General features: G+C 73.5%; 13 protein-coding genes. 8 read left to right on the forward strand and 5 right to left on the reverse strand.

Annotated elements, in window-relative coordinates:
- The first annotated feature begins 20 nt into the window (after window positions 1–20).
- Entirely contained in the window at window positions 21–812 is a 792-nt protein-coding gene (locus tag ACIRQ9_RS35425; protein ID WP_404183163.1) for an SDR family NAD(P)-dependent oxidoreductase, read from the forward strand.
- Between the two features lie 28 nt (window positions 813–840).
- On the opposite strand, the gene ACIRQ9_RS35430 is transcribed toward ACIRQ9_RS35425, so the two are convergent.
- Window positions 841–3,522 (reverse strand): ATP-binding protein, encoded by a 2,682-nt coding sequence (locus ACIRQ9_RS35430; RefSeq protein ID WP_404183166.1) that lies wholly within the window; start codon window positions 3,520–3,522, stop codon window positions 841–843.
- Between the two features lie 352 nt (window positions 3,523–3,874).
- Here ACIRQ9_RS35430 and ACIRQ9_RS35435 point away from each other — a divergent pair, with 352 nt between their 5' ends.
- The 3 genes from ACIRQ9_RS35435 to ACIRQ9_RS35445 all read left to right on the forward strand — a co-directional run bounded on the left by ACIRQ9_RS35435 (window position 3,875) and on the right by ACIRQ9_RS35445 (window position 5,573).
- The gene (locus tag ACIRQ9_RS35435; RefSeq protein ID WP_404183169.1) at window positions 3,875–4,108 is read left to right on the forward strand and encodes a hypothetical protein; all 234 of its coding nucleotides are present in this window, start codon (window positions 3,875–3,877) and stop codon (window positions 4,106–4,108) included.
- Between the two features lie 62 nt (window positions 4,109–4,170).
- Window positions 4,171–4,377: a hypothetical protein gene (locus ACIRQ9_RS35440; protein WP_404183220.1), complete on the forward strand. Its 207-nt coding sequence runs from the start codon at window positions 4,171–4,173 to the stop codon at window positions 4,375–4,377.
- Window positions 4,378–4,511: 134 nt separating this feature from the next.
- A complete protein-coding gene (locus tag ACIRQ9_RS35445) occupies window positions 4,512–5,573 on the forward strand; it encodes a DUF2510 domain-containing protein (RefSeq protein WP_404183172.1) in 1,062 nt (353 codons plus the stop codon).
- Window positions 5,574–5,726: 153 nt separating this feature from the next.
- On the opposite strand, the gene ACIRQ9_RS35450 is transcribed toward ACIRQ9_RS35445, so the two are convergent.
- Window positions 5,727–6,341, reverse strand: a complete 615-nt coding sequence (locus ACIRQ9_RS35450) for a TetR/AcrR family transcriptional regulator C-terminal ligand-binding domain-containing protein (RefSeq protein WP_404183175.1) — start codon at window positions 6,339–6,341, stop codon at window positions 5,727–5,729.
- Between the two features lie 230 nt (window positions 6,342–6,571).
- Here ACIRQ9_RS35450 and ACIRQ9_RS35455 point away from each other — a divergent pair, with 230 nt between their 5' ends.
- Both ACIRQ9_RS35455 and ACIRQ9_RS35460 read left to right on the forward strand, forming a co-directional pair.
- Complete coding sequence (locus ACIRQ9_RS35455) at window positions 6,572–7,405, forward strand: phosphatase PAP2 family protein (protein WP_404183178.1); 834 nt, start codon at window positions 6,572–6,574, stop codon at window positions 7,403–7,405.
- Window positions 7,402–8,358: a hypothetical protein gene (locus ACIRQ9_RS35460; protein WP_404183181.1), complete on the forward strand. Its 957-nt coding sequence runs from the start codon at window positions 7,402–7,404 to the stop codon at window positions 8,356–8,358. The genes ACIRQ9_RS35455 and ACIRQ9_RS35460 overlap by 4 nt, the downstream gene beginning before the upstream one ends.
- A gap of 114 nt (window positions 8,359–8,472) precedes the next feature.
- On the opposite strand, the gene ACIRQ9_RS35465 is transcribed toward ACIRQ9_RS35460, so the two are convergent.
- The 3 genes from ACIRQ9_RS35465 to ACIRQ9_RS35475 all read right to left on the reverse strand — a co-directional run bounded on the left by ACIRQ9_RS35465 (window position 8,473) and on the right by ACIRQ9_RS35475 (window position 12,167).
- A complete protein-coding gene (locus ACIRQ9_RS35465) occupies window positions 8,473–9,129 on the reverse strand; it encodes an LURP-one-related/scramblase family protein (protein ID WP_404183184.1) in 657 nt (218 codons plus the stop codon).
- 66 nt (window positions 9,130–9,195) lie between these two features.
- A complete protein-coding gene (locus ACIRQ9_RS35470; RefSeq protein WP_404183187.1) occupies window positions 9,196–11,244 on the reverse strand; it encodes a phosphocholine-specific phospholipase C in 2,049 nt (682 codons plus the stop codon).
- 344 nt (window positions 11,245–11,588) lie between these two features.
- A complete protein-coding gene (locus ACIRQ9_RS35475) occupies window positions 11,589–12,167 on the reverse strand; it encodes a PadR family transcriptional regulator (RefSeq protein WP_404183190.1) in 579 nt (192 codons plus the stop codon).
- 54 nt (window positions 12,168–12,221) lie between these two features.
- Between ACIRQ9_RS35475 and ACIRQ9_RS35480 the strand changes: the two genes are divergently transcribed.
- Window positions 12,222–12,614: a nuclear transport factor 2 family protein gene (locus ACIRQ9_RS35480; RefSeq protein WP_404183193.1), complete on the forward strand. Its 393-nt coding sequence runs from the start codon at window positions 12,222–12,224 to the stop codon at window positions 12,612–12,614.
- A gap of 153 nt (window positions 12,615–12,767) precedes the next feature.
- The coding region (locus ACIRQ9_RS35485; RefSeq protein ID WP_404183196.1) for a hypothetical protein at window positions 12,768–13,607 on the forward strand (840 nt) is incomplete at its 3' end.

Raw genomic sequence — 13,607 nt, forward strand, 5'->3', positions numbered from 1 at the left:
GCCGTGCCTACGCTGGCGTCATGTCGACCGTTCTGATCACCGGTGCCACCTCGGGTCTCGGCCGGTACGTCGCCTTCGAGCTGGTCCGTGCCGGGCACACGGTCCTCGCGCACGGCCGGGATCCGGGCCGCACCGCGGCGCTGGCCGAGGAGTTGCGCGCCGAGGGCGACGCGGCGGGCTTCGCCGCGGACCTGGCCTCGCTGGCGCAGGTCCGCGAGCTGGCGGCGCGGGTCGCCGCGGCCCGTCCCGATCTGGACGTACTGATCAACAACGCGGGGGTCGGAGCCGGCGCGCCGGGCGCCGGACGCGAGCTGAGCGCGGACGGCCACGAGCTGCGGCTGGCCGTGAACCTGCTGGCCCCGGTGGTCCTCACCCGCGCCCTGCTGCCGGTGCTCCGCGCGAACGCACCGGCCCGGATCGTGAACGTGGGCTCGGCGGGCCAGGAGCCGCTGGACTTCGACGACCCCGAGTTCACCCGCGGCTACCAGGGCTTCGCGGCCTACTGCCGGGCGAAGTTCGCGCTGGCCGCCCACACCTTCGCCCTGGCCGACGAGCTGGCGGGCACCGGCGTGGCGGTCAACGTGCTGCACCCGGCGACCTTCATGGACACCGCGATGGTGCGCGAGGGCGGGGTGGCGCCCTGGAACACGGTGGCCGACGGCGCACCGGGCGTCATCGCGCTGGCGACGCGGGACCTGGGGACGGGCGGCTACTTCGACGGCACCGATCCGGCGCGGGCGCACGCGGCGACGTACGACAGGGACGTCCAGCGCCGCCTGACGACGGTGACCGGCCAACTCCTCGCCCTGTAGCGCTCCGGCGGGGCGTCCCGCGCGTCCGTCAGCGCAGTCCCCGTCCCGTGTCCAGCACCTCGCGCGCCTGGGCGGCCAGCCCGTCCGCACCGCACGAGCGAGCCAGCGCCAGGCCCCGGTTCAGCTCCACCACCGACCGCGCGGCGATCCCGTACTCCACGCGCGCGGCCGCGTGCTCGTACTGGCACGGCGAGGCCTCCAGGTAGGCCACCGCCTGCGAGGCGAGCCGGACCTGCCGCTGCCCGGTCTCCAGGGCGGCGGCGCACCGCAGCGCCTCGCCGATGGCGGTGTCCGTGCCGAACCGCTCGGCCTGCCGCCGGGCGTCCGCGGACAGCTGGGCGGCCCGCGTCGGGTCCTCCACCGCGAGGGCCCGGGCGAGGTCGAGCGCCCACGGCACCACCACCGGGTTGAAGTGCCCGCGCGCGGAGGCCGCCTTCTCCGCCGCCTCCAGTTCGTTGACGGCCTCCTTCGTGCGGCCGACGGCGAGCAGCAGCCGGCCGCGCACGGACCGCGGGTCCGGCATCACGATCGTGGAGGGGTACGGCGGTGCGAAGCCGTACTGCTCGGCCGTCTCCCAGGCCTGCTCGACGTGGCCGCGGGCCAGCAGGGTGTCGACGAGGTTGCAGGTGGCGGTCCAGTACAGGGGCAGCCCGCGGCCGACCCGCTCGGCGATCCGCAGGGACTCGCGCAGGGACGTCTCCGCGTCCCGCAGCCGGCCGCGCCTGCGGTGCCCGAGGCCGACGTAGGCATGGGCGAGGGCGAGGTGGCCGCCGCTCCAGCCGGAGGACTCGTAGGCGCGCAGGGCCTCGTTGTAGAGGCTCTCGGCGCGGTCGAGGCGGTCGGTGTAGACGTAGGCGCTGGCGAGCATCAGCAGCAGTTCGATGCCCCACTCGGTGTCGGTCCAGCCGAGTCCGGGCGCGAGCCGGCCGTTGACCAGCGCGCGGTCGCACAGCTCGACGACCTCTTCGGCGTTCTCCCCCTGTATGAGCAGGTCGAAGCCACGCAGCATCAGCAGGGCGCGCTCGGAGTTGTCGCGCCCGGTGCAGGTGTCGGCGAGGGCGCCCAGGCGTTCGGAGCGGCGCGGTGAGACCGCCTCGCCCGCGATGCCCTCCCACATGAACTGGACGGCCTGGAGCCGGAGTTTGGCGGGCCCCTCCTCGTGCCGGGCGGCCTCCGCCTCGACGGTGCGCACGGCCTCCTCCAGCTGGTCGTTGTGGAGGAGGGCCTGGGACAGCCGGAAGACCGCGTCGACGCGTTCGGCGCCGCCGAGGCCGGTCATGCCGAGCGCGCTGCGCAGGTGGCCGATGGTGACGGCGGGCTTGGTGAGCAGGGTGGCGCAGCCCAGTTCGTAGAGCACGCGCGCGTGCACCTCGGGCAGCGGCGGTTCCAGCAGGGCGCGTTCGAGGCAGCGGCGGGCCGCGTCCGGGGCGCCGACGGCGAGGTGCTCCTTGGCCGCGTCCCGCAGCTGCTGGACGAGTTCCTCGTCGTCGTCCGGGTGCACCTTCAGCAGATGGCGGGAGGCCTCGGCGATGCCCCGGCCGTCGTCGATGACGATCTGCGCGGCGATGCCGTGCATGGCGGTGCACATCGCCGGCGGGATGGAGTGGTAGACGGCGCTGGCGATCAGCGGGTGGACGAACTCCAGGTCGCCGGCGTGCGAGCGGGAGCCGGCCGGGTCGGGCACGGTGAGGATACGGGCGGTGCGCAGCAGTTCGGCGCAGCGCTCGGCGTCCTCCATGGTCATGGTGGCGAGCTGGGCGACCAGGTCGACGGAGATGCCGGTGCCGAGGATGGCGGCGGCCCAGGCGAACCGGGTGGCGTCGATGCCGAGGCCTTCGAGGCGGGTGACGAGTCCGCCGCCGCGGGCCGACCGGTTCAGGGCGCGCAGTTCGCCGGCCCGGGCCTCGACCGGCTCGACCTCGCTGTCCTGGACTTTGGCGAGGAGTTCGACGGTCTCGTAGGGGTTGCCGCCGGTGACGGCCCAGACCTCGCGGCAGAACGGGGCGTCGGCGTGCGCGCCGAGGGTGGCGAGGGTGAGTCCCGCGGTGGCGTCCGGGGTGAGGGCGCTGAGATTGTGCACGGGGTTGGCGGTCGCGGCGGCCACGGTGTCGAGGTAGCGGGCGCTGTCACCGCCGACCTCGCCGGGACGGCGGGCGACCAGGACGAGCACGGACAGGTCGTCGAGGCGTTGCACGAAGGCGGCGAGCCAGGCCAGGGTCTCCTGGTCGGCCCAGTGCGCGTCGTCGATCAGCAGCACCAGCGGCCAGTCACGTCCGGCCAGCCGGCGCACCGCGTGGACCAGGCCGTCGCAGACGCCCTGCGGGTCGGCCTGGCGCTCGCCGGGGTCGGTGATGCCGAGGGCGGGCCCGGCGATGTCGTACCAGTCGCCCAGGTACTCGCGGGCCTCGTCGGGGTGCAGGGAGACCAGGGCGGGCTGGAGCAGCTGCCGTACGACGTTGAAGGGGACGCTGCGCAGGGTCTCGCCGCCGCGGGCGGACCAGACGGTGCAGCCGCGGCGCTCGGCGAGGCGGCGGGTCTCGGCCAGCAGCGCGGTCTTGCCGAGTCCGGCCTCGCCGCGCAGCACCAGCAGGTTCCCCGGGGTGGACCGGTCGGCACACAGCAGGCCGAGCGCGTCGGTGATGGCGTTGATCTCCGCGTCGCGCTCCCACAGGGGAGCGGAGGAGTCCTCCGGGGGTAGGTCCTCCGTCATCCCGCTGCCTCCCCAAGTCGCCCGAACGACGTACGGAACACGAGCCTAGCCCTCCTTCCGGCCGTCCGGTGGCGCGTCGGGGCAGCAGGTGCCGCGACGGGTGACATCGGATGCGGCGGAGCGACGCGTGACGGCCCCGACCTGCGACTGTCCAGCCGACGGACCGTCAACAGCCGTTGAAGAGCAGCCGACTTCCGAGGGCCGGGCGGCACCGGACCGGAATCGCACCCTCCGCACGCCCTCCGGCCGGAGCCGGCGGCGGCTCCCCAAAGCGGGCGGCGGCCGGTGCCGGTCCCGGGTCGCGGATCGTCGCCGATGGCGCCGGAAATCGAACACGTGATTGAATTCGGTCATGCGATCGTTCCCCGACGACCTCGCCCGGGCACAGCTGGAGTGGAGTGCCACCTACCGGCTGCTCGCCGAGCGGCCCGGCCGTACCGAGCTGCGCCGACGCCTGTACCGGCTGTCGACCCGGCTGTACTTCCACCCCTACTGGCGGCAGCGACGCCCGCACCCCGCGGCCTGGCGGGACCTGCGCGAGCACGGACGGCCCGAGGGCCCCGCGAGCGAGAGGAGCCGCTCATGACACCGTGCGGCGCCGAGGACCACACCTGCGACGGCCCTGACTGCGGGTGCGCCCCGGTCCGCGTGACCGTCCACCCACCGTCCCCCGCGGGCGGCAGACGGGTGCACGCGGACGGCGAGCCCCTCGGGCTGGCCCATGGCGTGGGCGACGTGGCGGAGTTCCTGCGCCGGGCCGGGCTGGAGATCGATCCGGCGGAGGTGGCGGAGTCCTCGTGGATCGACTGGCGCGGGGTGGGGCCCGAGCACTGGAGGGCGGACACGGCCGACTGAGCGTCCCGCGGGCCGTGCCGGCGGCGGACTCCCGGCCCCCGGGACGGCACGGGACGAGGTGCAGCCGGGCGACTCATCCGAAAGTCGCTGGATCCTCTCATCCGACTTTCACCGATGCCTCATACGGTGGGGGCATGACGCAGGTGACTCCTCCCGGGTGGTATCCCGACCCCGGACAGACAAGTGACGGTCCGCCCAGCGAGCGCTGGTGGGACGGCAAGGCGTGGACGGGGCAGACCCGCCCCGCCGGGTCGGGCGGCGACTGGGGTCCCCCGGCGCACCCTCCGGCCGGTCCTGCCGACGCCGGCACGGCCCAGCAGCCGTACCCGGCCCACCCCGGCTATCCCGGCTATCCCGGGTATCCGGCGCAGCCCGCCACCGCGAAGCACGGGCTGCGGACCGGCGTGGCCGTCGGTGTCGCCGTGGCGGTCCTCGCCGCCATCGGCGTCGGCGCCTGGGCGCTCACGGACAACGGCGGCGGGAACGGCGGCGGCCAGGCCTCTCAGCAGGGCCCGGGAGGCGGCTCCGGCCAGGGCGGATCCGAGGGACAGAACGGCGGACCGGGCTTCCCGTTCGGCGGTTCGGGCTCCGGCGGCGGCTCCGGGTCCGGCGGCTCGGGCGACGGCGCCTCGCCGTCACCCGGCCAGTCCGAGGCGCCCAAGGTGCCGGGCGGCGGAACGGTGTCGGACTCCGTCAACGCCATCGCCATCCCGGTGCCGAAGGGCTGGACCGGGCAGGCGATCAACGTCGGCGCCCAGATCACCTCCGACGACTCCTACACATGCCCGGGCGACACCTCGCAGTCCTGCACCGCGGGCGGCGCCTACTCGGCGCCCGCACTGGCGCTGGGCACCAAGGGCGACACCGCCGAGGAGGTCGCCAAGGCGGACATCTCGGCCAACGCGGCGGAGTCGTACGGCGGCAAGACCTACGGCGCGATCACCTCGCACCAGGTGCTGGCCTCCAAGGCCGTCACCGTGGCCGGGCAGAAGGGTTACCTGGTCCGCTGGAAGGCGGTGACCAGCAAGGGCGCCGACGGGTACGTCGAGTCGCTGGCCTTCCCCTCGCCCTCGAACGGCCGGCAGATCGTGGTGGTCCGGTTCGGTGTGGACGTCGGCAAGGACCAGACGGTGATCGACGACATCACCAAGGGCATCAGGGTGTCCTCCGGCGGCGGCGACGGCCAGACCGTCTGATCCGCTCCCGGGCCGGAACACCGGTCGGCCGGGTGGGGCGCCCCTCCGCTCAAAGGGGAACCCCACCCGGCCGGGGGGTGCGCGCCGCCCCCGTCCCCACGGTGCGGCGCGAGCAGGTCACCGTCCAGTCATCCCGTGGACGGCGGCCTGGGTCTAGGTCAGTCCGAGCGCGGGCAGCACCACGGCCTCCACGAAGCGGACCAGATAACCGGCGTCGGCGTACTCGCCGGTGAGCACCGGCCGGACCCGGAGCACGCCGAACATCATGGCGGGCACGTAGTCCAGCGCGGGGTGTTCCGCGCTCACCTCGCCGCGCGCGACACCGCGGTGCAGGATCTCCTGGAGCGCGGCGATCTCCGGTTCGATCAGCGCCTCGCGCAGCGCCTGCGCCAGTTCCACGTCCGAGTGGAGCGCATGGCCCAGCGCCGAGAGCAGCCTGGTGTCCTTGCCCGACCAGTCCCCCGCGGCCCGCGCCACCTCGCGCAGGTCATCGGCGAGGGTTCCGGTGTCGACGCCGCCGAAGCGTACCTCGCGGCTGGCGCGCAGCGCGGCCGCGACGAACTGCGGCTTGGTCTTCCACTGCCGGTAGAGCGTGGACTTGCTGCACCGGGTGCTGCTGGCGACGCCTTCCATGGTCACGGAGTCGTAGCCGCACTCACGGATCTGTTCGAGCACGGCGTCGAAGAACTCCCGCTCACGCTCCGGCGTGATCTTGGAGCGGCGCGAGCCGGCGACCGTGTCCGGTTCGTCCGCGGCCTGCGACGTCATGTGCCCTGCTCCTCACTCGCGCATCACGTACGGATCATCTGCCGCCCACCCGCCGTTCGGGCGGGGCGGAAACCTACAACCAGTGTGGCCTACGTCTATCGATACGCCACTGTACCGGTACTCGGCCGTATCGGTACAGTGGCGTATCGGTACGCACTCGTATCGATGAGCATGTGGGGGTTCGGGCCACCGTCCGGACGCCAGCACCACCGTCAGTGAGGGGGCCTGGGATGAGTTCCCAGTCCGAGCCGGCAGCAGCGGAGCCCGGGGCGATAGCCCGGCCACCGCTGGTCCGTGAGTTCCTGCTCGTCGCAGGGCTCTTCCTCGTCTACAAGTTCGGGCGCCGGCTGGCCATCGGGCACACCACCGAGGCCCTGCACAACGCCCACCGGATCTGGGACCTGGAACGGACGCTGCGCCTGCCCTCGGAGGTCGACGTGCAGTCGGCGCTGCTGCACGGCGACACCCCCGTCCACCTGGCCAACACCTACTACGCCACGGTTCATTTCCCGGCCACGGTGGCCTTCCTGGTCTGGCTCTACCTGAAGCGGCCCGCGCACTACGTCTGGGCCCGCCGGGTGCTGGCCGTGGTCACCGCCGCCGCCCTCGTGCTCCCCTTCACCTTCCCGCTGGCACCGCCGCGGATGCTGGCCGCCAGCGGCCTGGTCGACACCGGCCGGGTGTACGGCCCCTCCGTCTACGGGCCGCCCGCCCACGACCACCTCTCCAACCAGTTCGCGGCGATGCCCTCGCTGCACTTCGGCTGGGCCCTGATGGTGGCGATCGGCCTGATCGTGGCGACCCGCTCCCGGTGGCGCTGGCTGTGGCTGCTGCACCCGGCGGTCACCCTGCTGGTGATCGTGGGCACCGCGAACCACTTCTGGCTGGACGCGATCGTCGCCACCGTGATGCTGGCCGCCGCCCTCGCCCTCATCCACCCCGAGGCCTCGTCCGGCGGGACCCCCACCTCGCTCCGCCCGCCCCACCGCACGGCCGCCACGGCCGGACGCCGCGCCCGGGGATTCACCGTGGAAGAGCCCGCACTGGCAGGAGCGGGCCGATGAGCACCGCGGCCCTGCTCGCCGTCCTCCTCTCCCTCGTCTCGGCCGTCGCCTACGCGGCCGCCGCGGTCGCCCAGGAACGGCTCGCGTCGAAGTCCTCCGGAGCGGGCCTGCTCCGGCTGCTCGGCTCCGGTGCCTGGTGGGCGGCGGTCGGCCTCAACGCGGGCGCCGCGCTTCTGCACGTCGTGGCCCTGAAGTACGGCCCGCTCACCCTCGTGCAGCCGCTGGGCGCGCTCACCCTGGTCGCGGCCGTACCGATGGGCGCGCGGGTGGCAGGGCGGCGGGTCAGCGCGACCGAGTGGCGCGGCACGGCCCTGACGCTGCTCGGTCTCGGCGCCGTGCTGGTCACGGCCTCCGGTCCCGCGCCGCACCGGGTGCTGAGCCTCACCGAGGCCCTCGCGGTGGCCGGTACGACCGCGGTGCTGATCGGCGCGCTGTCCCGCCCCGGCGCCCGGCCGGGCCTGCGGCACGCGACCGCGTCCGGCTTCGCCTCGGGCGTCGCCTCCGCCCTGACCCAGACGGTGACGGTGGCGGCGACGGACCGCTCCGGACCGGTGCTGAGCGTCGAGGTCGTCGTGGTGACGCTCATGGTGGCCGCGTTCGCGGTGGGCGGCCTGCTGCTCTCCCAGACGGCCTACCGCGGCGGCCTCGGCGCACCGCTCGCGGTGGTCACCCTGGCCAACCCGGTGGCGGCGGCCGCGATCGGCCTGGCCCTGCTGGGGCAGGGCCTGCACGGCGGCGCGACGGGCGTCCTGCTCGCCCTGGCGGGCGCCGCCCTCGCCTCCTGGGGTGTGATCCTGCTGACCCGGGTGACCCCGGCGGCCCGGATCGTCGCACCGGACGACGACGAGCACCCGGTGGCCGCCGTGCTGGCCCTGGAGTCGGCGCGGGCCGCGGCGGAGCAGGCGCTGCTCCCTCCGCGGAAAGAGGAACCCGGACAGCTCACGGCCCTCTGAACGCCGCCGGGGGCGCGGGCACCCGTGTCTCCGGGCCCGCACCCCCTCAGCCGCGCGCGGAACGAACGCCCTCCCGCGCGGCCGGCCGGCCCGCACCGGGCCGCGGGCGGATCCTCAGCCCAGACCCCGGGAATCCTGCTTCAGCGCGGTGTCCACGGTCAGCGCCGTCGCGATCACCAGGCTCCGCAGCGGCTCGGGCAGCTGGTGGTGGATCTGCAGCACATAGTTGTCGGCGGTGGTGAACATCGTCTTGGCGAGCCCCTCCCACGTCTTCGTGATCCGGGCCACCTCCTGCTCGGCGTGGTCGACGATCGCGAAGTTCCAGGCGCGCCAGTTCTCCGCCTTGATCGCGCCGACCTTCCGGCCGCCCGCCGTCATCGCGAAGTTGATCTTGCCGATCATGTTCTGCTGGACGATCTCACCGACCTCCGAGCCGTCCGGCCGGGTCACGATCACCCGGGACTTGAAGATCTTCGCGGGCCGGGTCAGCAGCAGCTGCGGCTGCCCCTGGGCGTCACGGATCTCCAGCCGGTGGGTCATGTACTGGTCGAGGCTGGAGACGAAGCGCAGGATCTTCTTCAGGGCGCTCTGGCCGACCTCGACCACCGAGCCTATCTGCCGGCCGTGCTGGTCCATGACCTTGTACTCGTTGGTCAGCTCGATCAGCTTGGCCTTCTGGTTCACCACCAGCACCGGCTCGGAGAAAAGCGTCTGGGGCGCACCGTGCGGATCGGAGTGCCGGTCTGCAGGTGTGTTCGATTGCGTGGTCACCGGGGCACAGTACCCCGAGGTGACCGGTACCTGACCGGTTCCGCACGACGCGCCCCTCGGCGCCCGTCAGTCGGTGCGGATCGCCGGGTCGCTGACCCCGGGCCGGCCGTTCTCCACGTGCCCCGCGAACCGCCGCTCGAAGGCCGCGTCGCCCTCGGCGGTGACCGTCAGGTCGTACCACCGGTCGCTGTGGTTCAGGTGGGCGACGTGCCGGACGGCGGCCCCCGCGCGGACCGTGAACGTGCGGGTGCGGCCGCCGTATCCGTCCGCCACCCTCAGCTTCACCGTGCCGCTGCCCCGGTTCGTGAGGGTCAGCTCGATGTCGTCCCCGTGCGGCCGGGCGGTGACCTCGGGTCCCGCCACCTTGGCGCGGCCGCGGAAGGTGCGCAGGAAGCCGTTCGGCCCGTGCACGGTCAGGTCGTACGAGCCGGCCGGGTCCACCGGGTTCCAGGTGTCCGAGACGGACGTGCCGGCCTCGGTGGTGTAGCTCCAGGGGCCGTCCGTACGGCTGTCGGAGGTGACCAGGAAGGCGGCACCGGCCTGCGCGCCCGACGCGAAACGGAGCGTGAGCCGGCCTGCCGCCGCGTCCGGCGAACCGTCCACCACCGGGGCGTACTTGAGCGGCCTGGTGGGACGGGAGCCGCGCTCCTGCCGGGGCAGCGCCGGGTGGGCGGGCGGGGTCGGCACGTAGTCCGGGTGGCGGTCGCCGTCCGGCGGCCGGTAGCCGGCCGTGGAGGGCAGGGCGACCGGCTTGGTGTCCTTGCGGGAGAAGTCGAAGGCCGCGGTCAGGTCGCCGGTGACGGTGCGCCGCCAGGGCGAGATGTTCGGCTCGTGGACGCCGAAGCGCCGCTCCATGAACCGGATGACCGAGGTGTGGTCGAGCGTCTCGGAGCAGACGTAACCGCCCTTGCTCCACGGGGAGACGACGATCATCGGGACCCGCTGGCCGAGGCCGTAGGCGCCCGCCGCGTGGCCCGCGTCGCCCTTGAAGAGGTCCAGGGACGGGTCGACGGTGGACCTGCCCTGCGCCGCGGAGGCCGGGGGGAACGGCGGGACGACGTGGTCGAAGAAGCCGTCGTTCTCGTCGTAGGTGATGAACAGGGCGGTCCTCGCCCACACCGCGGGGTCGGCGGTGAGCGCGTCGAGGACCTGGGAGATGTACCAGGCGCCGTAGTTGGCGGGCCAGTTGGGGTGCTCGGTGAAGGCCTCGGGGGCGACCACCCAGGAGATCTGCGGCAGCCTGCCGGACGTGACGTCGGCCTTCAGCCGGTCGAAGAACCCCTCGCCCTTGCGGGCATCGGTGCCGGTGCGCGCCTTGTCGTACAGCGGGTCGCCGGGCCGGGCGTTCTGGTACTGGGTGAAGTAGAGCAGCGAGTTGTCGCCGTAGTTGCCCCGATAGGCGTCCTGGATCCAGCCCCAGCCGCCGGCCGCGTCCAGGCCGTCGCCGACGTCCTGGTAGATCTTCCAGGAGACGCCCGCCCGCTCCAGGCGCTCGGGGTAGGTCGTCCAGGAGTAGCCGGCCTCGTCGTTGCCGAGGACCGGGCCGCCGCCCCGGCCGTCGTTGCCCGTGCAACCCGTCCACAGGTAGTAGCGGTTCGGGTCGGTGGAGCCCATGAACGAGCAGTGGTAGGCGTCGCAGACGGTGAAGGAGTCGGCGAGCGCGTAGTGGAACGGGATGTCGTGCCGGTTCAGGTACGCCATGGTCGTGGAGCCCTTGGCCGGGACCCACTTGTCGTACTTGCCGCCGTTGACGGCGGTGTGCGTGTCGCTCCAGCCGTGCGGGAGGTCCTGGAGGAAGGCGAGGCCCAGGTCGTCGGCGTCCGGGTGGAACGGCAGGACGTCCTTGGTGCCGTCCGACTGGCGCCACACCGACCTGCCGCCCTGGCTGACCGGACGCGGGTCGCCGAAGCCGCGGACGCCTCTGAGGGTGCCGAAGTAGTGGTCGAACGAACGGTTCTCCTGCATCAGGACGACGATGTGCTCGACGTCCTCGATCGATCCGGTGCGGTGGTTCGCGGGCAGCGCCGCGGCGCGCTGGACGCTGCCGGACAGTGCGGTGAACGCCGTCGTGGCACCTGCGAGTTGGAGGAATCGGCGCCGGTTGGCTTCGGGCATGGGGGTGCGACCTCTCATCCTGGCGTGCGGGATGTGCGGAACACGCGGACTGTGCGCGGGTGCGAGTGTTCCAAGGGCATCGAACGTCAGGGAAGGGTCCGGTGGCGCGGATGTGAAACTCGGCGGTACGCGGGGTGGGCGGCCGGTGAGGCGGCGGGGCCGGGAGGCGCTGGAGGGTCTCGGCCAGTCGTTCGCCCGGACCGAGGCGGCCCGGCTCGGGGACCCGCCGCGAACTGGGCATCGACCCGGGTCCCGAGCTGCGTGGCTGCCGGGGGTCGCCACCTGCTGATCCGGGTTCCGGCCACCGGGGGGGCGTCCGCATGTCGGGCACCCCTTCGGCACGACTAGTCACCTTGTTGAGTACGTGCCTGCGCCCGTTCGGCGAGTCGTCGCAGCGCCAGCTCGCCCCAGCGCAGGTTCTCCCGCTCGAAGGACATCCCGCGCAGCAGGGTGAGGTACGGGCCGACGCGCTCCGCCTCCGCGAAGTACGCCTCCTCCGAACGCCCGGCGAGCAGACGCTGCCGGATCCGTTCGTAGCGGGCCAGCTTGGTGGTGGCCAGCTCCATCCGCCCGGCGACGGCGGCCCGGACCGCCGCCATGTCACCGGCGTCCGCGCACTGCACCTTGACCAGCAGTTCGTCCCGGACGGCCGCGGGCCGGGCCGGAGGTTCGGCAGTGTAGGCGCGCACCTCCCGGCGGCCCGCCTCGGTCAGCGAGAACAGCCGCTTGGTGGGCCGGCGCTCCTGCTCCACGACGCGCGCGGTGACCAGCCCCTCGGCCTCCATGCGGTCCAGCTCGCGGTAGAGCTGCTGGGGCGTGGCCGACCAGAAGTTGGCGACCGTGGCGTCGAACCCCTTCGCGAGGTCGTACCCGGAGGCCTCGCCCTCCAGGAGGGCCGCCATCAACGCGTTCCGCAGAGCCATGGGGGGACGCTAACATGCACCTACTCAATTTTTTGACTAGGTGAGGTGGGAGCCATGCATCCGTTCCGCAAAGCCGTCGAAAGCGACGACATGGACGCCGCGACCGCGCTGCTGGCCGACGACGTCGTCTTCACCAGCCCGGTCGCCTTCAAGCCGTACCCGGGCAAGGCGATCACCGCGGCGATCCTGCGCGCGGTCTCCCAGGTCTTCGAGGACTTCACCTACGTACGGGAGATAGCCAACCCCGACGGCCGGGACATCGCCCTCGTCTTCACGGCGACGGTGGCCGGCCGCAAGCTCCAGGGCTGCGACTTCCTGCACCTCGACGAGAACGGGAAGATCGACGACTTCACCGTGATGGTGCGCCCGCTCTCCGCCGCCCAGGCCCTGGGCGAGGCCATGAACGCCCGCTTCGACGACATCGCCAGGGAGGCGGCGGGGCGGTGACCGCGTCCCGGCCGAAGGACCGTCCCACGCACCGGCTTTTCCCTCGATTACGGCGTATTCAGGCCGCGTTGCCGCCGGGAACGTCCACAATGGGTGGGTGTTGCCGCGTGAATCCCGGCGACCCACCGTCCCGCCGGGTCGAGGAGTCGGTCTGTGAACGAAGAGCACACGCGCCGGGCGCCGTCCGGCGGTTCCGTCAGCCTCCGCCTGTCCGTGCGAGCCGCGGACGTCACGCTGTGGGACGGGGACACGGTGACCGCCCGCACCCCCAAGACCGCCCCGGACTTCCCTCTGGTGGAGACGGCACGGGCCATGGCCCGGCTCCACGAACGCTCACGCGAGACCCTCGGCCCTGAACTGATCGAAGAAGCCGACCGGTTGACCCTCCGAATGGGGCGGCTGCTCGCCGACCGGGCCGGGGGGACCGCATGCCGGGCGCTGGACGACGCGGCGCGGAACGCGGCAAGGGCCGGCGGCACGTTGCCACTCGCGCTCGACATCGAGCCGGGACCGCTCGCCGGCCTGCCCTGGGAGGCACTGCTCCTTCCGGGCTCGTCGGCCCCTCTCGCCCTGCACCCCGTCGTCCGTCCGTTCCGGGCCGGGCCCGGCACCGGAGGACTCCCGTGGACCGCGGCACGCGACACGCGCCGCCCGCTGCGGCTGGTGGCCTTGCTCGCGGGCCCCTCCTCGGCCCACACGCCCGAGGAGGGGCTGCTCGACCTGGAGGCGGAGACGGCCCGGCTGGCGACCGCGTTGACCGGTTCCGCCATGCCTGTCGATCTGCGGCTGCTCAGCTCCGGCAGCCTGGACGCGCTCACCGCGACCCTGGAGGAGACGTCCGCGGACATCGTGCACATCGTCTGCCACGCCCGCCCGGGACACCTCAGGCTGGAGACCGTCGGGGGGGGGGGGGGGGGCCCCCCCCCCCCCCCCCGCCCGGGCCCCCCGCCCCCCCCCGGGGGGGGGGCGCGCGCCGCGGCGCGGGGGGGCGGG

Origin of the sequence: Streptomyces sp. NPDC101237 (assembly GCF_044767465.1) — a bacterium.
Lineage (GTDB): Bacteria > Actinomycetota > Actinomycetes > Streptomycetales > Streptomycetaceae > Streptomyces > Streptomyces gramineus.

What these genes read in the sequence shown, in the direction of transcription:
- ACIRQ9_RS35455 (WP_404183178.1), top strand. Translation starts at nt 6,572, where the DNA reads ATGAGTTCCCAGTCCGAGCCGGCAGCAGCGGAGCCCGGGGCGATAGCC.
- ACIRQ9_RS35435 (WP_404183169.1), top strand. Translation starts at nt 3,875, where the DNA reads ATGCGATCGTTCCCCGACGACCTCGCCCGGGCACAGCTGGAGTGGAGT.
- ACIRQ9_RS35450 (WP_404183175.1), bottom strand. Translation starts at nt 6,341, where the DNA reads ATGACGTCGCAGGCCGCGGACGAACCGGACACGGTCGCCGGCTCGCGC.
- ACIRQ9_RS35480 (WP_404183193.1), top strand. Translation starts at nt 12,222, where the DNA reads ATGCATCCGTTCCGCAAAGCCGTCGAAAGCGACGACATGGACGCCGCG.
- ACIRQ9_RS35475 (WP_404183190.1), bottom strand. Translation starts at nt 12,167, where the DNA reads ATGGCTCTGCGGAACGCGTTGATGGCGGCCCTCCTGGAGGGCGAGGCC.
- ACIRQ9_RS35460 (WP_404183181.1), top strand. Translation starts at nt 7,402, where the DNA reads ATGAGCACCGCGGCCCTGCTCGCCGTCCTCCTCTCCCTCGTCTCGGCC.
- ACIRQ9_RS35430 (WP_404183166.1), bottom strand. Translation starts at nt 3,522, where the DNA reads ATGACGGAGGACCTACCCCCGGAGGACTCCTCCGCTCCCCTGTGGGAG.
- ACIRQ9_RS35425 (WP_404183163.1), top strand. Translation starts at nt 21, where the DNA reads ATGTCGACCGTTCTGATCACCGGTGCCACCTCGGGTCTCGGCCGGTAC.
- ACIRQ9_RS35470 (WP_404183187.1), bottom strand. Translation starts at nt 11,244, where the DNA reads ATGCCCGAAGCCAACCGGCGCCGATTCCTCCAACTCGCAGGTGCCACG.
- ACIRQ9_RS35445 (WP_404183172.1), top strand. Translation starts at nt 4,512, where the DNA reads ATGACGCAGGTGACTCCTCCCGGGTGGTATCCCGACCCCGGACAGACA.